Origin of the sequence: Hymenobacter sp. CRA2, assembly GCF_002007105.1 — a bacterium.
Classification (GTDB): domain Bacteria; phylum Bacteroidota; class Bacteroidia; order Cytophagales; family Hymenobacteraceae; genus Solirubrum.
Map to the genome: position 1 here is coordinate 126,038 of NZ_MVBC01000006.1, position 17,508 is coordinate 143,545.

At 61.7% G+C, this 17,508-nt stretch carries 18 protein-coding genes; 5 read left to right on the forward strand and 13 right to left on the reverse strand.

All coding sequences use genetic code 11. The features are described from left to right. Positions 1–76: 76 nt before the first annotated feature. The 9 genes from B0919_RS11445 to B0919_RS25225 form a co-directional block, all read right to left on the reverse strand. Positions 77–697, reverse strand: a complete 621-nt coding sequence (locus B0919_RS11445; RefSeq protein WP_078012390.1) for a hypothetical protein — start codon at positions 695–697, stop codon at positions 77–79. A gap of 129 nt (positions 698–826) precedes the next feature. Next, positions 827–1,774: a T9SS type A sorting domain-containing protein gene (locus tag B0919_RS11450; RefSeq protein WP_078012391.1), complete on the reverse strand. Its 948-nt coding sequence runs from the start codon at positions 1,772–1,774 to the stop codon at positions 827–829. 321 nt (positions 1,775–2,095) lie between these two features. Next, positions 2,096–3,658 (reverse strand): M16 family metallopeptidase, encoded by a 1,563-nt coding sequence (locus B0919_RS11455; protein ID WP_078012392.1) that lies wholly within the window; start codon positions 3,656–3,658, stop codon positions 2,096–2,098. Positions 3,659–3,700: 42 nt separating this feature from the next. Further along, positions 3,701–5,071, reverse strand: coding sequence for a M16 family metallopeptidase (locus B0919_RS11460; protein WP_176133003.1), 1,371 nt, complete (start codon positions 5,069–5,071; stop codon positions 3,701–3,703). 124 nt (positions 5,072–5,195) lie between these two features. Next, positions 5,196–5,873, reverse strand: a complete 678-nt coding sequence (locus B0919_RS11465) for a hypothetical protein (protein WP_139362069.1) — start codon at positions 5,871–5,873, stop codon at positions 5,196–5,198. A gap of 213 nt (positions 5,874–6,086) precedes the next feature. Continuing rightward, positions 6,087–7,523, reverse strand: a complete 1,437-nt coding sequence (locus B0919_RS11470) for a dicarboxylate/amino acid:cation symporter (protein ID WP_078012395.1) — start codon at positions 7,521–7,523, stop codon at positions 6,087–6,089. A 98-nt stretch (positions 7,524–7,621) separates the two neighbouring features. After that, positions 7,622–7,870: a hypothetical protein gene (locus B0919_RS11475; protein ID WP_078012396.1), complete on the reverse strand. Its 249-nt coding sequence runs from the start codon at positions 7,868–7,870 to the stop codon at positions 7,622–7,624. 15 nt (positions 7,871–7,885) lie between these two features. Then, on the reverse strand, positions 7,886–8,371 hold the full coding sequence (locus B0919_RS11480; protein ID WP_078012397.1) for a hypothetical protein: 486 nt from the start codon (positions 8,369–8,371) through the stop codon (positions 7,886–7,888). 83 nt (positions 8,372–8,454) lie between these two features. Beyond that, on the reverse strand, positions 8,455–8,712 hold the full coding sequence (locus B0919_RS25225) for a DUF6799 domain-containing protein (RefSeq protein WP_176133004.1): 258 nt from the start codon (positions 8,710–8,712) through the stop codon (positions 8,455–8,457). A 316-nt stretch (positions 8,713–9,028) separates the two neighbouring features. Here B0919_RS25225 and B0919_RS11490 point away from each other — a divergent pair, with 316 nt between their 5' ends. Further along, positions 9,029–10,066: a dipeptide epimerase gene (locus B0919_RS11490; RefSeq protein WP_078012399.1), complete on the forward strand. Its 1,038-nt coding sequence runs from the start codon at positions 9,029–9,031 to the stop codon at positions 10,064–10,066. A gap of 218 nt (positions 10,067–10,284) precedes the next feature. Here B0919_RS11490 and B0919_RS11495 read toward each other — a convergent pair whose 3' ends face one another. Further along, positions 10,285–10,875, reverse strand: coding sequence for a DUF6799 domain-containing protein (locus B0919_RS11495; protein ID WP_078012400.1), 591 nt, complete (start codon positions 10,873–10,875; stop codon positions 10,285–10,287). 156 nt (positions 10,876–11,031) lie between these two features. Here B0919_RS11495 and B0919_RS11500 point away from each other — a divergent pair, with 156 nt between their 5' ends. Both B0919_RS11500 and B0919_RS11505 read left to right on the forward strand, forming a co-directional pair. After that, positions 11,032–11,481 (forward strand): MarR family winged helix-turn-helix transcriptional regulator, encoded by a 450-nt coding sequence (locus tag B0919_RS11500; RefSeq protein WP_078012401.1) that lies wholly within the window; start codon positions 11,032–11,034, stop codon positions 11,479–11,481. A 52-nt stretch (positions 11,482–11,533) separates the two neighbouring features. Further along, positions 11,534–12,184, forward strand: a complete 651-nt coding sequence (locus B0919_RS11505; protein ID WP_078012402.1) for a YceI family protein — start codon at positions 11,534–11,536, stop codon at positions 12,182–12,184. A 91-nt stretch (positions 12,185–12,275) separates the two neighbouring features. On the opposite strand, the gene B0919_RS11510 is transcribed toward B0919_RS11505, so the two are convergent. The 3 genes from B0919_RS11510 to B0919_RS11520 form a co-directional block, all read right to left on the reverse strand. After that, the gene (locus B0919_RS11510) at positions 12,276–13,028 is read right to left on the reverse strand and encodes a hypothetical protein (protein ID WP_078012403.1); all 753 of its coding nucleotides are present in this window, start codon (positions 13,026–13,028) and stop codon (positions 12,276–12,278) included. 18 nt (positions 13,029–13,046) lie between these two features. Further along, positions 13,047–13,598 carry a hypothetical protein gene (locus B0919_RS11515; RefSeq protein ID WP_078012404.1) on the reverse strand — a complete coding sequence of 184 codons (552 nt, stop codon included), beginning with the start codon at positions 13,596–13,598 and terminating at the stop codon, positions 13,047–13,049. 192 nt (positions 13,599–13,790) lie between these two features. Beyond that, positions 13,791–16,022: a S9 family peptidase gene (locus B0919_RS11520; RefSeq protein ID WP_078012405.1), complete on the reverse strand. Its 2,232-nt coding sequence runs from the start codon at positions 16,020–16,022 to the stop codon at positions 13,791–13,793. Between the two features lie 184 nt (positions 16,023–16,206). Here B0919_RS11520 and B0919_RS11525 point away from each other — a divergent pair, with 184 nt between their 5' ends. Together B0919_RS11525 and recR are read left to right on the forward strand one after the other, a co-directional pair. Then, the gene (locus B0919_RS11525) at positions 16,207–16,488 is read left to right on the forward strand and encodes an ATP-dependent Clp protease adaptor ClpS (protein WP_078012406.1); all 282 of its coding nucleotides are present in this window, start codon (positions 16,207–16,209) and stop codon (positions 16,486–16,488) included. A 147-nt stretch (positions 16,489–16,635) separates the two neighbouring features. Further along, on the forward strand, positions 16,636–17,250 hold the full coding sequence (recR, locus tag B0919_RS11530) for a recombination mediator RecR (RefSeq protein ID WP_078012407.1): 615 nt from the start codon (positions 16,636–16,638) through the stop codon (positions 17,248–17,250). Positions 17,251–17,508: the final 258 nt, after the last annotated feature.

A 17,508-nucleotide genomic window follows, 5' to 3' on the forward strand; every position in this document is an offset into this window, starting at 1 on the left:
GAGGGGAGGGCCGCTTCGGCAGCCGAAATGCAGCTCTGGTTTATACGCAGGCACGCGCCCGGCGGACGTCGGCGCCTCAGCGCGTCAGCACAAACGCCGCGGCTTGCGTCTGACCAGTGGCATCGACCGACTGCTCGGCCTGCGTGCTGTTGGATAGGGGCTTGACGCGGAACGACTTGCGCGTGTTGCGGTAGCAGGTGCAGCAGCCGTCGGCTTCCTGCTTGCCATCGAGACCCACCTGATCGACGAGGTAGCTCGGCAGCGACAAAGGGCGGCGGCCCGGCCCGCGGCTGGGCAGCAGAATGGTGTAGCGGTACGAGGAATCGGCGTTGACGGCGCCCAGCTTGCGGCCATTCACCGCCGCAAACGGCTCGTTGTTGTCGATGACGATGGGCGTGCTCAGGGCCGTACCGCGCGGGCGGATGATGCGCGCCGTGTCGGGCTTGGCGTAAACGGGCGGCGGACCGGGGGAAGTAATGGCTCGGCGCGGGTACACCGAGCGCACGATGAGCACCGTGTCGACTTCGTTGGCCCGGAAGCCCTTGGTCAGCGAGTCGGCGCTGAAGCGGAAAAACAGGGCGTCGGCGCGATAATCCTGGCAATTACAGCCCACCGAGCCGCAGCAGCCGGCAAACAGGGCCGCGCAGCTCAGCGCGAAAAACCAGGACTTAAACGACGCGGCAGCAAACAACTTCATCGGAAACGGAAAACAGGGTAACGGCAGGAGCTACCGTCAGCTAACGAGCGGAACGTAAAAATAGTGGGCCCACCGCTTACGAAGCGGCGGGCCCACTGATACAGGCTGCGTTCGGGGTGTGCCCGGCCGTTATTCCTTCACGAAGCGGCGGGTTTCCGAGCTGCCTTTGCTCGTGATTTTGTAGTAGTAAGTGCCGCGGTTGAGGTCTGCCAGGTTCACGTCGAGCGAGTGGCTGCCCTTGTCCTGCTTGCCGTCGAACACGGTGCGCACGGTTTTGCCGCGCTCATCCAGTAGCTCCACTTTCACGCTGCCTTCTTTTTTTACCTCGTAGGTGAGGCGCTGGGCAGCCGAAGCGGGGTTGGGGTACAGGGCCGCACGCGTGCCGTTTTCAGGTGTAGCTGGCTGAGCCGGAGCGTTCGGGTCGAGCAGCAGGAAGCGCGTCGGGCCGAAGAAATTCTGTTTCATTCCACCGAAGCCGTGGTGGCCGCCTTTGCCGCCCTTCTCCTGCCATTGCTGCAGCTTCTGTTGCTGCTCGGGCGTGGCGTTTTTCAACATCAGCGCTTTGATGTCAGCTGCCCACTGGGTGCGTTGGGGCTGCACTTCGGCTTTCAGCTGGTTGATCTGGGCGTCGTACTTCTGGGCCAGCTGGGCCACATTCTGCATCACGGCGCGTTGCTCGGTGCGCAGCTGCTGCAGTTGTTGCTTCTGCGCGTCGGTCAGCGGCGGGCGCTGGCCCTGGGCGGTGCCGGCGGTGGGCTTCAGGCTCTGGCGCAGCGTCTTGCCTTGCTCACGCAGGGTTTTCAGCTGGGAGCGGTAAGTAGCCAGCTGCGTTTTATCGGCGGCGCTCATCTGCGCGTCGAGCTTCTGACGCTGCTGGCGCACCACGGGCAGGATATTCTGCTGCGTGTAGGCCCGCACTTCGCCGTTGCCTTTCGCGTGGCTGCCGCGGCTGTGCCGGCCGAAGGGCTGGCTGGCTGGCTTGTCGGTCGGGGCTACTTGCGCGAAACTCAGGCTTGCAGTGGCGGGCAGGATGGCAGCGGCAAAGGCCAGTGCTTTCAGCCAGGAATGGTTTTTCATGTCTATGTGAGGAGGGAAGTGGATTTTCGTTTTCTGCTCACATAGAGGAAGAAGACACTGCCGGGTTTAACGGCTGAGAGAATATTTCATGTAATGGTTCACCCCACTGTCATTGCGAGCAACGCGAAGCAATCGTTCCTCTCGCGGCACAAACGGCTTAACTGACAGCAACTAAAAAACGGCCCCGCCCGAAACCAGCAACTCAGGTTTCGGGCGGGGCCGTTTTCGGGTAGTAGGTATTGCGTCGGCGGTGCTACTGGAGGAAGGATTGCTTCGTCCTTCGTCCTCGCAATGACAGTACGAGGCTACCGTTAGCCAGGCCTATTTGAACGTGTCCTTGGTGTCGACCACCTTAACGTCGGTCACGTTCACCTTGAAGCTGGCAACCTGCGCGTCCTCGGCTACCACTTCCTTCGGCAGGCCTTCGCGCACCACTTTGGCGTAGCTCATGGGCGAGGGCGTGTTGTTCTTCAGCACATCGGCCAGGGGCTGGGCTTCGCTGTCGTCGGTTACCACGGTCACGTACATATTCTGCACCTGCCAGTACTTCTTGATGGCCTTGTTCACGTCGTCGAGGGTAAGCTTGGCCAGCTGCCCGTCGAGCTCCGAAAGCCAGTCTTTGCGGCCGTAAAACTTGGAGTCGAGCAGGAAGCCGAGCTGCTTGGCGGGCGTCAGGCCGTAGAGCTTGGTGTAGGAGCGCAGGAAGGTGCGCGTCAGCTCGAAGTTTTCCTTCGTCATGCCGTTCTTCACCAAGCCATCCATCTCGCGCAGGGCCAGGCGCAGCGCGAAGGGCGCGTGGCCCACTTTCAGGTCGCCCAGCTCGGTGGGGTACTGCTTGCGCAGGCCCTCGGCAATCTGCACCGGGCGCAGCCAGATGCTGGCGTAGTTGGCGTGGCGCGGCACGCCGGGCACGGGCAGCATGTTGTTGCCGCCGGCTTCGTACCACTCGATGTAGCTGTAGTCGCCGTAGTTCATCGAGCGGGTGGTGCGGATCTTGTCGTATAGCTTGCCGTAGCTCTTGCGGTGCTCCCCGAGGTAGGAGTTGGCCACCATCAGCGCCGCGAAGTCGTCCTTGCCGCGCGTCGTTTCGATGGGGAAGCCGGCGTACACCGCCGAGCCCAGCGCGTCGGGCTTGCTCACGATTTCCACGTGCACGCCTTTGGTCGGGCTCAGCTTGGGCACTTCCGGCTTGATGGAGGCCGTGGGCAGCGCGTCCATATCCTTCTTGAGCTTCTGCACGAAGCTCTCGGGGTAGTTGCCGGTGATGCCGATGGTCAGGTTGTTCTTGCCGTAGGCCTTGGCGTAGAACTGCTTCACGTCGTCGAGAGTAATGCTGCGCACGCCGGCGGCGGTGCCGCGCGTCATGTGCTGGTAGCGCGTGCCGCGGAACAGCTGGTCTTCCAGCGCAAACTTGCTGTAGTCCTCATCCGACGAGGCCCGAATCACCTGCTCCACGTAGTTGAGCTGGTTGGATTTCAGGCGTGCAAAGTCTTCCTGCGTGAACGAGGGCGTGAGCATCAGGCCCTTGAGCACGGGGTAGAACTTGTCGATAAAGTCGCGGTGAAACTCGAAGGTGTAAGTCGTGACTTCCTTGTCGGTGCGGGCGCCGTAGCGGGCGGCCATGGGGTAGAGCAGGTCCTTGAGCTGGGCGGCGGTCAGCTCCTTGGTGCCGCCTTCGGTCACCAGCTGCGAGGTGAGGTAAGCCAGGCCTTCCTTGCCCTTGGGGTCGGAGGCCGAGCCGTTGTTGAAGCGCAGCATCACCACCACTTTGGCGGCGTTAGGCTGCTTGAGCTCCACCACGTCGGCGGCCAGGGCCGGGGCGGCGATGATGGTAGCCGCGCCCAGCAGCAGGCCGAGAGACGCGCGGAGAAAAAACTGTTTCATGGAATGCAAAATCGAAAGCAAGAGAAATAACCGGCAGTCAGCTTACTGCACGCCGCCCGTGTCTTTCGGGCCGATGGTGCCCACCGTCAGGTGCTCGGGCACGAAGTATTTCTTGGCGGCAGCCTGAATGTCCTGGGCCGTTACCTGGTCGTAGAGCGCGGGGTAGCGGTTCACCGACTGCACATCACCCGTCAGCCAGATAAATTGGGCCAGGGTGTTGGCAATGTTATCGGGCGCGTCCAGGTCCATCAGGTTGCCGTACTTCAGCGCCGATTTGGTGTCGGCCAGCTTCTTGGCGTCCAGCGGCTTGGTCTTGGCGTCTTCCAGCGCCTGCACGATGCGCTGCTTCACGTACGGAATGTCCTCGGCCTTCACCACCGAGGCGCGGATGCTCGTCAGGTGCGGGTCGCGGGTCATGTTGGGTGAGCCGCCCACGAAGCGCACTTTCTGCTCCTTCACCACCAGCTGCTGGTAGAGGTCGGAGTTTTCGGCGAAGAGCATAGTCATCAGAATATCCAGCGCCGGCAGGTCCTTGCTCTGGTCGGAGAAGGCCGGGCCCTTGTAGCTCAGGCTGAGCATGGGCGGGAAGTTGGCGTTCTGGATGTGCACGTAGCGCGGGGCCGTTTGCTCGGCTTCCTGCTTCATGTTGGGTACGTAGGAGCCGCGCTTCCACAAGCTGAAGTACTGCTGCGCCAAACGGTTCACGTCGGCCGCTTTCACGTCGCCCACTACCAGCAGGGTGGTGTACTCGGGGCGGTAAAACCGGTCGAAGAACACCTTCGAATACTCGTACTGGTTGGGCATGTCCACCACGTCCTTGAAGAAGCCCATGGTGGTGTGCTCGTAGGTGTGCTGGTCGAAGGCCGCGTCCGACACCTTCTCGTTCAGCTGGGTGTAGAGCGAGGCCGAGTTCTTGGTGTATTCGCCCTTCACGGCCCCAGCTTCGGTCTTGAAGTCGTGCTCGGAGTACTTCAGGTTCTGAAACCGGTCGGCTTCCACCTCAAACATCTTCTCCAGCATGCGGGCGTTGCCGGTCATGTGGTACACGGTGCGGTCCAGCGAGGTATTGGCGTTGGCCGAAGCCCCGAGGCTCTTGAGCACTTCGTCGTACTGCTCTTTCGAGTACTTATCGGTGCCGCGGAACATCACGTGCTCGAAGAAGTGCGCAAAGCCGGTTTTGCCGGCCTCTACTTCGTCGCGCGAACCGGCGCGCACCACCAGAAACACCGAGGCCAGGCCCGGCGAGGCGTAGGGCACAGTCACCACCTTCAGCCCGTTGGGCAGCTGACTTTGCTCGATGGCGTAAGGGAAAGCCGCCGTGCTGGTAGCTGCGGCTTGTTGCGCCTGCGCGGCCGGGGCGCCTGCGGCCAGCATGGCTACGGCTACGCACAGCGCCCGAAACGTCTGTTTCATATCAAAAACAAGGGTGAAAAAACGACAAACGCGCCGCCTCGTTGCCGAGGCGGCGCGCCAAAGAAACATGGGAAGGAGGAAAGTTGCAGCCGTTTTATCGGAGGGTAGGCTCCCCGGCTCAAAATCAGTGACCGGTGCGAGCAATGGCCGGAGGTGTAGCTGGAATGCTGCCGGTTCCCTCGGTGTGCCGGCCGCCGATGGGGCCCGTAGCCAGCAGCGCCGCGCGCAGCCGTTCGGCGTCTACTTCCATCTGGGGCTTGATCTGGGCCAGGGCTTCGCGCAGCGCGGCCACGTCGGCCAGGCGCGGCGCTTGCGTCTGGGAATAGCCGTGGTACAGCGCCACCCGCACCCGCGACGTGCCCCGGCCGCTGTAGGTGCCCAGAATGTTGCCCTTGGCATTGAGCACCTGCACCGTAGCCTGCAGCTCGGCCTCGTAGTGTTCCAGCGGTACGCCCAGCACCGAAGGCGCCATAAAGGTCAGCATCTGAAAGGCTTGCAGCACCCGCCCGCGGCGCACCACGCGACACTGCTGCACCTGTAGCACCGCGGTACCGAAGCGCGCCGTGTCCTCCGGCTCGGTCAGGTTCATGTGCACTTCGCGTTCGAAGAGCTGCTGCGCGTCCTCGGGCTGCGCGCCCTCGCTGCTGTCCAGCGGGCCGTTGTCCACCCGCACTTCCAGCGAAGGCAGCCGGCTCGACAAGGCCATGGGCGAAGGCTGAAACAGCACTTTATCAGTCGATTTGCAGCCCAGTAAGCTCATGACAAGCAGCGCAACGAGCACGCAGGAAGAAGAACGCAGCATAAAACGCGAGCAGCTAGGGCGGGACAAGAGCAGAGGTCAGCAGCAGGCTAACAGAGGTCTAAGTAAATATAATTTTATTGCAAATAAATGTTGAATTAATAAAATATGATGTTTAAGAGTTTGCTTGATTAGCTGATGGCTCCAAATACAAACGCCCCGCCGGCCGGTGAGCCAACGGGGCGTTTGCAACAACTTGTGCACAACAGGGTACGCTTAGTGCAGCGGCGTGGCGGTTTCTACTTCCGTCTCGTACAGCTCCGTGATTTCCGAGTGCTGGTAATTGTCGACGAACTCGCCTTCCCAGCGGGCAATGACGGCCGAAGCCAGGCAGTTGCCGAGCACGTTCACGGCCGTACGCGCCATGTCCATCAGCGCATCGATGCCGAGAATGATGAACACCGGCCATGTAGGCAGGTTGAACGAAGCCACGGTGGCCAGCAGAATCACCAGTGAGGCGCGGGGCACGCCAGCCACGCCTTTGGAGGTAAGCATCAGCGTGAAGACCATCACCAGCTGCTGGCCAAAAGTAAGCTCCACGCCGGCGGCCTGGGCCACGAAGATGGCGGCCAGCGAGAGGTACAGCGTGGTGCCATCAAGGTTGAAGGAGTAGCCCGTAGGCATCACGAAGGCCACCACCCGACGCGGCACCCCGATGCTCACCATAGCTTCCATGGCCCGCGGCAAGGCGGCTTCCGAAGACGTAGTGGCAAAAGCAATGCTCACCGGCTCGGCCACCGCCTGCACGAAGCGCTTCAGCGGAATGCGCGCCACCAGCGCCACCGGCAGCAGGATGAGCAGCACAAAGGCGATGAGGGCGCCGTAGAGCGTGAGCAGCAGCTGCAGCGCGTTCAGCAGCGGGGCAAAGCCCATTTTACCCACCGTATAAGCCATGGCGCCGCCCACGCCCAGCGGAGCGAAGAACATGACCACGTTGGTGAATTTGAACATCACCTCCGACAGGCTTTCCGACCAGGCCAGCATGGGGCGGCGGTGCTTCTCGGGTACCATGGCCAGGCCAATAGCGAAAATGATGGCAAACACCACCACTTGCAGCACCTGCCCTTCGGCTATCGATTTGGCAATGTTCTCGGGGAAGATGTGTAGGATGATGTCGGCAGCGGTTTGCTTCGGCGCCGTAGCAATGGCATCGGCAGCCGAGGTGCCGGACTGAGCGGCGGCCAGCACGGCCGGGTCCAGCTTGCCAGCCTTGGTCAGGTTGATGGCGGCCAAGCCGATGAACAGCGCGAAAGTGGTGACAACTTCGAAGTACACCAGGGCTTTCACGCCCATGCGGCCCACCTGCTTGAGGTCGGCGTGGCCGGCAATACCGACCACCAGCGTGGCGAATACCAGCGGGGCAATGATGGTCTTGACCAGGTGCAGGAAGATGTCGGACAACACCTTAAAGTTCTGGGCAATACCTGGAAAATCGGCCCCGGCTTCGGCGCCGACCAGCATGCTCACCACAATCCAGAAGGTAAGGGAGCGGCGTCCGGCGGCCCATACCATCAGGGCCACCAGCGCTACCCAGCGGGCAGCCAGCGGCACCATCGGCGGCAGGGCCAGCACTCCGTAGTGAGACAAGGCGGTCAGCAGCACGGCCACGAGCAGCAGGACCAGCGCCGGCGCGGCAAAGCGGGAAAGCTTCATAAGCAGAGAAAAATAACGGACGCTGCCCGGTGGGGAAGGCAGCGTCCGGCAAAGATAGCCGATTGGGCCACAGCCCAACCGCTCGCAAAAAACGAGCGTTAGGGCAGCGTCAGCAGGTAGCCGATGGTGAAGTTGGCATCCCAGTCGAACACGAACTGCTTGCAGCCGGTGGCGTCGGCCAGGGTTTGGTAGATGACGGCGCCGGCCTGGGCCTTGGCGCCCGTTTGCTGGGCGTAGCTGCCCGGGGCCTGCAGCACGGTGTAATCTTGACCCTGGCGCAGCGGCTTGGCCCACTCGTAGGGCATGCCCCCGATGATAAAGCAGGTGCTGCGCAGCTCGGCCGGCACTTGTTGAGCCTTGGTTTACACCTCCGTGGCGACGGTGGCCGGCTCGGTGTTCTTCACGTAAAACTTCGAGCCGTAAGTCTCAATCGACTTAACCGTGCCCTGCTCCAGCCAGGCCAGTTTGGTGTTGCCCGAGCCCATATCGGCTAGAAAGGCCTTGTCGGCGTAGGCGGCCGGCACGGCGGCCCGCAAGCCCAGGGCGCCTTCGCGCTCCGCCGTCACGCTGATGACTACGTAATTCAGGGCCTTCAGCTCCTGGATGATTTTCTGCGTGCCTGGGGCTGCCAGCGCGCCAGAGCTGACCACGAAGTGAATGTCGCGGCCGCCGACACCGTAATCCAGCATCTTGCCGATGTAGGCTTTGAGGCCCTTGCGAATGTCTTCTTCGGGAGCGAGGTTTTCTATCACCAGGCTATTACCGAATTCCGACTTTTCCAGCTGCCAGTTTCTCAGCCCGTCGACGCGCACGATAAAGGAGTTGAAGTCGCTGGCGCCGAGCTCCACTACGCCTTGAGCTTGCCGCCCGCCGGGGCTACTGGCCGAAACGTAAAGGCCGCTGCTTTAGCAGCCGGTGCGGGCGCTGCGGCCTACAGTGCCGGGGCTGCGGTAGGTGCTGCCGAAGCCGTAGGGGCAGCGGGGGCCGATGCGCTCGGTGCGGCTGGCGCTTTGGTAGCCGCCTTGGCCTCGGCCGACTGATGCACCTCGCCGTACAAAGTCACCATGTCGCCCTCGTGCAATTCCACTTTTCCGCCGCCTGGCAGCAGAGCCGTGCGAGTCTGGAAATCAAGCCGGGTGCCGTTGATCAGCACCACATTCTTGGTGACGGGCGTCGTTTTGGTGCCCATTTGCACTACCAAGGTGTTGTGTCGGACGGTAAACCAGGAAGTAAAGCCCGCCGACTGGGTGCCTCGGGGCCATCAGCTTTGCCGAAAAGACCAGCAGCAAAGCCAGAAATAGTAAAATGGTCTTCATGCAATTGGTGGGAAAGGGGGCTTGGTTCAAATAAGGGGTTAAATAGTACTATAAATTGTTTGAATAGACGAGCTTTTGAGCCAACTGGGGGTTGGCTAGCCGAACCCTGCTGATTTCTATGCGAACAGGATTTGCCCCATCTTCGGCCGGCGGTTTTCCGTTTGCTTCTTGCCTTACTGCCCACCCATCATGCTACACTGGTCCATTCGCCCGCTGGAGCTGCCGCTCCGCTTCACCTGGAAGATTTCCCGCAACGCCTCCGATGCCAAAACCAACCTGCTCGTGCGGGTGGGCGATGCGGAAACCGCGGGTGGGGTAGCCGGCTGGGGCGAAGCCGCGCCTAACGTGCGCTACGGTGAGGCGCCTGAGCTGCTCCTGCAGCAGTTTGCCGCGCTGCAGCGGGCCGGGCTGGAGCAGGTGCAGGCGCTGCCCGACCTGACGGCGCTGCTGGAGGCCGCGCAGCCCGCCCACGCGCTGCGCTTTGCTATCGAGTCGGCTTACGTGCACTACCTAGCGCAGCGGCGCGGCCAATCGGTACCGGCGCTGCTGGGCGTGCCCCCGCCGCTGCCGGCCGTGGGTACGGCTTTTACCCTGCCCATCATGGAGCCAGGCGCGGTGCAGGCGTTCATCGAGCGGCACGGCTTGGCGCGCTTTCCACTGCTGAAAGTGAAGGTCAATCAGGCCGCCGGTGCCGAATTGCTGCGTGAAGTGGCCCGGCTGCTGCCCGGCCGCCCGGTGCTCGTCGACGGCAACGAGGCCTGGACCGATGCGGACGCCCTGCTAGGCTTTATCGAGGAAGTGCAGGCCATACCGCGCCTCAACGTGCAGTTGCTGGAGCAGCCCCTGCCCGCCGCCTGCGCCGACGATTACCGCTACCTGCGCCCGCGCAGCCCCTGGCCGCTCATCGCCGACGAGTCAGTAACCGACGCGGCCGACTTTGCCGACATTGCCCGCCAGTTCCACGTGCTGAACATGAAGCTGATGAAAGCCGGCGGCTACCTCAACGGCATTCGGCTGCTCAACGAAGCCCGCGCCCACGGCCTGCGTACCATGGTGGGCTGCATGGTCGAAACGTCGCTGGGCATCTGGTCAGCTCTGCAAGTCAGCGGCCTCTGCGAAATCTGTGATTTGGATGGCTTGCTGATCGTGCGCCACGAGCCTTTTGGCGTGGTGACGGAAGCCGACGGACGCCTGATGGTCCAGCCGCAAGTACCAGTGCTGAATTGATGCTGACCGCTGCAGGACAGCACAAAATCAGAGCGTCATGTCGAGCGCAGCCGAGGCATCTCGCGTGCTGACGTCTGAGAATAATTCCTCAATGAAGGTTACTCCTCGCATCAACACGCGAGATTCCTCGACTTCGCTCGATAGGACGTTCTTTTTTCGTCTTTCAACGAAGCGCGCGAGATGTTTCGGCTGCGCTCGATAGGACGTTCTGAGTTGCGTTACCGCACCGCCCGCAACTGCTCGTCCAGCGCCCGAATCTGACCGTCTAGCTGGCTGGTGTCGGGGGCTTTGGCGTTGCCTGGGCTGAGCAGGGAAATCTTCTGGTTGAGCAACTGAATCTTTTGCGCCATCAGATCGACGCGGCGGTTGAGCTCGGTCATGCGGGCATCTACGCTGGCAGGCGTGGGGGTGGCGCCGCGGTCCAGCACTTTATCGAACTGCGCGTCGGCGGGGGCGGTTTCGCCACGTGCGGCGGCCGCGCTCTGCGGCGTAGCGTAGTTCACGCTGCCATCGGCCGTCACGTAGTCGCCCTCGGTCAGCGTGATGATCTTGCCCGTGGGCAGCTCCACGATGCCGCTCTTCACGTTCACCTTGGTGCCGTTGGGCAGGCGCACGTTCTGGCTTAGGCCGCTGGTTTGCCCGTTGCGGCGCTTTACCACGGCGCCGTTCAGCATCACAAACTGGTCGCCGTTTTGCAATTCCGTGCGCGTTTCGGCGGGCGTCGCTTTGCCTTTGGCGGATTGGGCCACGGCCAGCGGAGCCGTGAGGGCGGTGGCGGCCAGAACCAGAAAGCCGGCAAACAACTTCATAGGGGAGGCAGTTGGTGTGGTTTGTGTAGGGAGCGGGTTTGCATACGGCAAACACCGACGAAAGGGTAGAAGCAAGGGCTTTTGAAAAAAAGCGTGGAACTAATGTTGTGACATATAATGTATGTACATATATTTGCAGCGTAGTTCGAATCACCCATGAAGCTCGAAGACGAAATTCAGCAGCGCGCCTTCAAAAACGCTTACCAGAAAGCCCACCTGAACGTGGTGTTTACCTCGGGCTGGCTGCAGCAGCGCTTGGCTTCGGCTTTCAAGCCCTACAGCCTGACCCTGCCGCAGTACAACGTGCTGCGTATTCTGCGCGGCCAGCACCCCAAGCCGGCCACCGTCAACCTGCTTATCGAGCGCATGCTTGATAAGACCAGCAACGCCTCGCGCATCGTGGATAAGCTGGAAGCCAAGCACCTGGTGACGCGCCAGATCTGCCCGAGCAACCGCCGGGCCGTGGACATCCGCATCACCGAGGCTGGCCTGGAGCTGCTGCGCGAAACCGAAAGCCTGGCCGACAGCCAGAGCCAGGGCTTGCAAAACCTCACCGAAGAAGAAGCCACTCAGCTGAGTGACCTGCTCGATAAAATCCGCAGCTGACGGACCTCTCATCAGCCAACTTAACCTCGACTCTCACACCGTTTTAAAGACCATGAAAAAATTCATCCTGCCCCTGCTCGTTGCTGGCGCCCTGTTTGCTGCTCCGGCTCACGCTCAACAAAAATTCGGTGCCAAGGAAACCGCTGCCGCCAAGCCGGGTAAGGCTACCGCCGCTTCCTACGCCGTGCAGCCGCAGCTGAGCACCCTCGGCTGGGTGGGCAAGAAAGTAGGTGGCCAGCACAACGGCACCATCTCCGTGAAAGACGGCGCCGTGCAAGTGAAGGGCAACCAAATCGTGGGCGGCACCTTCGCCTTCGACATGAGCACCATCAAGGTAGCTGACCTGACCGACCCGGAGTGGAACGGCAAACTGGTGGGCCACCTGAAGAATGACGACTTCTTCGCTGTGGACAAGAACCCGACCGCGACCTTCGTCATCACCAACATCAAGAACATCAAGCCCGACGCGCAAGGCAACAACGCCCAAATCACGGGCAACCTGAGCATCAAAGGCAAGACGAACCCGGTGACCTTCCCCGCCAAAGTAGGCGTGAAAGACGGCGTGGCCTCGGCCTCGGGCGTAGCCACCGTGGACCGCACCAAGTACGACGTGAAGTACGGCTCGACGCTGTTCGGCGCTGCCGCCGACAAAGCCATCGAAGACAACTTCACGCTGAGCTTCAACGTCATTGCCAAGCAGTAATTGCCGCAACTACTAGTCCCTGACCGGACCAAAAGCAACAAACCGCCCCTTCACCGCAGTGGTGAAGGGGCGGTTTGTTGCTATCAGGGGCCTACCCCTCGTTGGGCAACTGCAGGCGGCGGTCGATGAGGTGTTGCTGCAGGGTTTTCTGCATGGCCGCAGGAAGCAGGGGAACCGGCGGGGCATGCAGAGTGCGCAGATCGTAGCGCAGCCACTGAATGGCATCCGCAGTGCTGGAGTGGGCAAAGCGGGCCGAGTAGAACCGCAGCTGGACTACCAAATAGTGCGGCTCCAGGGTTTTCCAGCTTAATAAATACGTTGAGTCGGGTGTGACTTGCCACAGGTGGCGCCCCTCGCGGTCAGAGGCAAACAGCGCTTCCGCGTCGTCGGAGTCCTGCCGTCCGTCGTGGTTGGTATCGGCGGTGATGATGTTATAGAACAGGTACGGCGTCCGGGCCTGAGGCCATAGCTTGGCGTCGAAATCCGTGATGCGGAAGCGACTGTGAGGCAACAGTAGGTGCGCGTCGGTGCCGTCGGGGTGGAAGAAGGCTATGTTGAAGTTGCTGCCACTCTCGTAAGACTCGCTGCTGTAAGAGCTGCCGTAGCTGTCGAGGCGCGACGAGGAGCGGCCTTGCTGGCCGGCAAGGCCCACGAGCTGGTACTGATAGGTGCTAAGGCTGTCGAGGCGCGCGGGGTTGGAGTATTCCAGGCGGAATTCCTGCGCGGCTTTCTGGCGCTGAGCCTCTATTTCGGTGGGGGTAGTGGCCGGTTTTTCGGTAGCCGATTGCGAGCAAGCTGCGCTAATCAGCGGAAGCGCAACCCAGGGAAATATACGTGGGTTCATTGACGAAATAACAGGTGGTTAATGCGGTAGCTCCAGCTCCGGGGGCAGGGGGTAGCGCAGCTGCCGGTGCTTGTCGTGGGCGCGGAGCGTGCCCAGGATTTCGTCGAACTCGGGCTTGTATTCCAGCCACAGGTCCTCGTGCAGCTTCGGAATGAGCTTGGCCGTGCGCACCAGAAAGCGCACCGTAGCCATGTAAAACAGGTGGAAGTAGCCGTCGAAGTAGTTCTGGTACTCATCGAGCACGAGGCGCAATACGTACAGGTTCAGGTCGACTTCCAGGCGCTTGTCCTTGGTGATGCGCTTGGCGCGGGCCACTTCCTTGGCGGCTTTGCCCAGAGCCCGGGACAAGGCGCGGTTCATCACCCGCCCGTTGGCTTTCTGCAGCAGCTCCGCAATGCGCTCGGCGTGCTCGTCCTGCACCGTGCGCAGGTCCACGTCGGGCAGGATTTCGTAGCGCACCAGGTCATAGAGCTCCGCGTCGCGGCGCACGGCCTTGAGCAGCAGGTCTTCCTTTTCCTTGTCAGAAAGCAGTTTGAGGGCGCGCTTGAAGTCGGAGGAAGGGGCAGGCATTCTTGGGTTGAAGGAAGAATGAGGAATGAGGAGGGAGGGAGGCGCGGCGTCGTTAGAACGTCATGTCGAGCTTGTCGAGACATCTCGCTCGGGGACTATTCTTCTCGTTGCACGATGCGGTTACTATCGGACATAGCATGCGAGATGCCTCGGCTGCGCTCGGCATGACGTTCATCTGGCCAACGAACCTAACTACTGGCCGTTGCTGCTGGCACCTGCGGCCGGGGCTTCGGGCTTCAGGTACTGGTCCAGGTAGTTGGTAATCTTGGTGTAAAGGTGCACGCGGTCCTTGCCGCCCACGTTGTGCGGGTGGCCGGGGTATACGAAGTAGTCCAGTTGCACGCCTTTGTCCACGGCGTTTTTGAGGTACTTCAGGCTGTGCTGCCACACCACCACGTCGTCGATGGTGCCGTGAATCATCAGCAGCGGGGCCTTCAGGTTTTCCGCGTAGTTGAGCAGGTTGGCTTTCTGGTAACCCTCGGGGTTCTGCTCGGGCGTGTCCATGTAGCGCTCCGTGTACATCACCTCGTACATGCGCCAGTCGATAACCGGGCCGCCGGCCACGCCCACCTTGAACGTGCCCTGCGGGGCGCGCGTGAGCATGGTCGTGGTCATGAAGCCGCCGAAGCTCCAGCCGTGCACCCCGATGCGCTGGGCATCCACGTAAGGCAGCGACTTAAGGTAATCAACGCCCTTGAGCTGATCGGCCAGCTCCTGCGTGCCCAACTGGCGGAAAGTGGCCTGCTCAAAAGGCAGCCCGCGGTTGCCAGAGCCGCGCGAATCGATGGTGAATACCACGTAGCCTTTTTCGGCCATCATCTGCATCCACAGGTTGCCGCCGCCCAGCCAGGAGTCGGTGACGAGCTGCACGTGCGGGCCGCCGTACACGTAAATCACGGCCGGGTATTTCTTGTTCGGGTCGAAGCCGGGCGGGGTGATGATGCGGGCGTACAGGTCGGTTTGTCCGTCGGCGGCCTTGAGCGGGAATACCTTGGTCTGGCCCAGGCGGTAGTTGCTGAGCGGGTTCGGAGCGCTGAGCAGTTGTTGCTGGCTCTTGCCGTCCTTGGTGCCCACCACCGAAATGGTGCGCGGCGTGGTCTGGCTGCTGTAGCTGTCGAGCAACGCCTCGCCGGAGGGGCTGAGCGTGCCCGCGTGCGTGCCGGCCGTGCTGCTGATGCGCCGCGGCTTGCCCCCGCCGAGGCTCACGGCGTAGAGCTGGCGCTGAATGGTACCGTCCTGGTTGCTGGCGTAGTAGAGCTGCTTGCCCTTGGCGTCGAAGCCGAGCACGTCGGTCACCAGCCAATTGCCCTGGGTGAGCTGGCGCAGCAGCTTGCCGCTGGTGTTGTAAAGGTAAAGGTGGTTATAGCCGCTCCGCTCGCTCTGCCACACGAACTGGTCGGGGTGGCCGGGCACAAATTCCAGCGGGTGCGTGGGCTCCACGTACTCGGTGTCGGTTTCCTCAAACAAGGTCTTCACCAGCGCGCCCGTCGCGGCGTCGTACTGCCGCAGCCACATGTGGTTCTGGTCGCGGTTGAGCACGGCCACGTAGATGCTCTGCTCGTCCGGGCTCCAGCTGATGTTGGTCAGGTACTGCTCCTTCGGCTCACCGGTCTGCAAAAACACCGTTTTGCCCGAGGCCACGTCGAACACGCCCACCGTCACTTGGTGGCTTTTGTCACCGGCCATGGGGTACTTGATGGGCGCCGCCTGGGCCGGCACCTCGCTGATATCCACCAGCGGGTAGTCAGTCACCATGGTCTGGTCCATGCGGTAGTAGGCCAGCTTGTTGCCCTTGGGGCTCCAGAAGGTGCCCTTGGTGATGCCGAACTCCGAGCGGTGCGCCGCCTGCCCGTTCACGATGGCCGGGTTGGTTTCGTTGGTCACGGCCACGTTTTCCTGCCCGCCGCGGCTGATGAACAGGTTCTGCGCCTTGGTGTAGGCTACGCGCGTTTTGGTCGGGTCGAAGTCCACGTTGTCGGCGCCGGTCTGGTAGCCGAAGAGCTTCGAGGCCTTGCCATCAGTGGTGGAGTAGCGAAACACCTCCCGGCTGGGCATGGTCACCAGGAAGGCGTCGGGGCCGGTCCATTGCACCTGCGGAAATGCCGTGGCTTTCAGCGTAGGGGCGCCGGCAGCCTGCAGGGCTTTGTACAGATTGGCCATGCTCACCACGGGCTGCACAGGGCCGCCCGCAGCGCGGCCGCGCACCAGCGCATCCTGGCCGTTCTCAGTGCGCAGGTAGCTGAACTCGTCCTTGGAGCCCGGAATCCAGGCGAGCTGCTTGAGGTTGGCGGGGTTGAGCGCAGGGTTGCGGAAGGCGTCTTCCACGCTCAGCTGCTGCTGCTGGGCGCGCAATGTGGCAGTAGGGGCGCCGGCCAGGGCGAAAAGCAAAGCGGGAAGGGCAAGCTGCCGAAGCGTCAGGGACATAGGAACGAGAAGCAGGAAAGGGGAGTGGGCCACACGGATTGGCGTCGGGAATTTACGCCGGATTCAACAGACCCGCCCCGGTACAAATTCCCCACCCGGGCGGCAACTATCCCCGCACCGGATGTGTTAAGGGGTGCCTTTTGCGAGCAGACAACCTAGCGCCCGAATCCGTACCTTTACCGCCATGAATACCAACCCGCAGATTGCACACGACGAGGACGTTCTGTTGTTGGAGGAAACCACCGACCTGCGTGACCTCGTCGTCTACAACGACGACGTGAATACCTTCGACCACGTCATCCAGACCCTCATCGACGTGTGCCAGCACGAGCCCATGCAGGCCGAGCAGTGCACGCTGCTCATCCACCATAAGGGTCAGTGCACGGTGAAAGTTGGCTCGTACGAGGAGCTGGAGCCCATGTGCACCGCCATCCACGACCGCGGCATTTCGGCCGACGTGGTATAGCCCGGCGCCGCCAAAATCATCTGTCATCCTGAGCCCCGCGAAGGACCTTTCAGCGTCAGAAAAGTGTTATCTGACGTATGCCGTTCCGACGGCTGAAGGTCCTTAGGCTGGCGCCTCTGGATGACAGTTTTGTTGTTATAGATCCGAATGGAATTTCCCTCCAAACTCATCGAAAACGCCGTGGCCGAGCTGGCCAAGCTGCCCGGTATCGGGCGCAAAACCGCTTTGCGCCTGGCTTTGCACCTGCTCAAGGCCGAAACCGATACCACCAGCAACCTGGCCGAAGCACTGGCCAAGATGCGTTTCGACATCCGTTACTGCCAGACCTGCCACAACATCTCCGATACCGAGCAGTGCTCCATCTGCGCCAATCCCTTGCGCGACCATAGCACCGTCTGCGTCGTGTCGGATATCCGCGATGTTATTGCCATCGAAAACACCGGGCAGTTCCAGGGCGTGTACCACGTGCTCGGCGGCGTGATTTCACCCATCGAAGGCATCGGCCCGGCCGATTTGCACATCGAGCCCTTGGTGGAGCGCGTGAAAGTGGAGGAAAGCGAAGTCAAAGAAGTTATCCTGGCCATCAGCCCCACCATGGAGGGCGACACCACGGCCTTCTACCTCACGCGCCGCCTGCGCGAGTTTCCGGAGGTGCACATCAGCAGCATTGCCCGCGGCATTCCCGTCGGCGGCGAGCTGGAGTACGCCGACGAAATCACCCTGGGCCGCTCCATCGTGGAGCGCCAGCGGCAGGCGCGGTAGCTAGTACTGCGCTTCCCATGAAAAAGCCCCGACCATGCAAATGGTTGGGGCTTTTTGTTGTGCTAGAGCTAGCTCCCCTCCTCAGCTGAGGAGGGGTTGGGGGTGGTTGAAAAATTAGAGTTAGAAGTCTAGGATTAGAAATCACCCCAACGATTGGCCAACCACCCCTAGCTCCTCCTCAGCTGAGGAGGGGAACTAGCTTTGGCCTTAGCTTTTGAACTTAGCTTAGGCAGCATAGCTCGTTGACAGTCACCGGCT

Excerpts from the sequence above, each read along its gene's own strand:
- B0919_RS11465 (WP_139362069.1), bottom strand. The coding sequence starts at position 5,873 with ATGCTGCGTTCTTCTTCCTGCGTGCTCGTTGCGCTGCTTGTCATGAGC.
- B0919_RS11495 (WP_078012400.1), bottom strand. The coding sequence starts at position 10,875 with ATGAAGTTGTTTGCCGGCTTTCTGGTTCTGGCCGCCACCGCCCTCACG.
- B0919_RS11445 (WP_078012390.1), bottom strand. The coding sequence starts at position 697 with ATGAAGTTGTTTGCTGCCGCGTCGTTTAAGTCCTGGTTTTTCGCGCTG.
- B0919_RS11510 (WP_078012403.1), bottom strand. The coding sequence starts at position 13,028 with ATGAACCCACGTATATTTCCCTGGGTTGCGCTTCCGCTGATTAGCGCA.
- B0919_RS11515 (WP_078012404.1), bottom strand. The coding sequence starts at position 13,598 with ATGCCTGCCCCTTCCTCCGACTTCAAGCGCGCCCTCAAACTGCTTTCT.
- B0919_RS11470 (WP_078012395.1), bottom strand. The coding sequence starts at position 7,523 with ATGAAGCTTTCCCGCTTTGCCGCGCCGGCGCTGGTCCTGCTGCTCGTG.
- B0919_RS11490 (WP_078012399.1), top strand. The coding sequence starts at position 9,029 with ATGCTACACTGGTCCATTCGCCCGCTGGAGCTGCCGCTCCGCTTCACC.
- B0919_RS11525 (WP_078012406.1), top strand. The coding sequence starts at position 16,207 with ATGAATACCAACCCGCAGATTGCACACGACGAGGACGTTCTGTTGTTG.
- B0919_RS11455 (WP_078012392.1), bottom strand. The coding sequence starts at position 3,658 with ATGAAACAGTTTTTTCTCCGCGCGTCTCTCGGCCTGCTGCTGGGCGCG.
- B0919_RS25225 (WP_176133004.1), bottom strand. The coding sequence starts at position 8,712 with ATGGGCACCAAAACGACGCCCGTCACCAAGAATGTGGTGCTGATCAAC.
- B0919_RS11460 (WP_176133003.1), bottom strand. The coding sequence starts at position 5,071 with ATGAAACAGACGTTTCGGGCGCTGTGCGTAGCCGTAGCCATGCTGGCC.
- B0919_RS11505 (WP_078012402.1), top strand. The coding sequence starts at position 11,534 with ATGAAAAAATTCATCCTGCCCCTGCTCGTTGCTGGCGCCCTGTTTGCT.
- B0919_RS11500 (WP_078012401.1), top strand. The coding sequence starts at position 11,032 with ATGAAGCTCGAAGACGAAATTCAGCAGCGCGCCTTCAAAAACGCTTAC.
- recR (WP_078012407.1), top strand. The coding sequence starts at position 16,636 with ATGGAATTTCCCTCCAAACTCATCGAAAACGCCGTGGCCGAGCTGGCC.
- B0919_RS11520 (WP_078012405.1), bottom strand. The coding sequence starts at position 16,022 with ATGTCCCTGACGCTTCGGCAGCTTGCCCTTCCCGCTTTGCTTTTCGCC.
- B0919_RS11450 (WP_078012391.1), bottom strand. The coding sequence starts at position 1,774 with ATGAAAAACCATTCCTGGCTGAAAGCACTGGCCTTTGCCGCTGCCATC.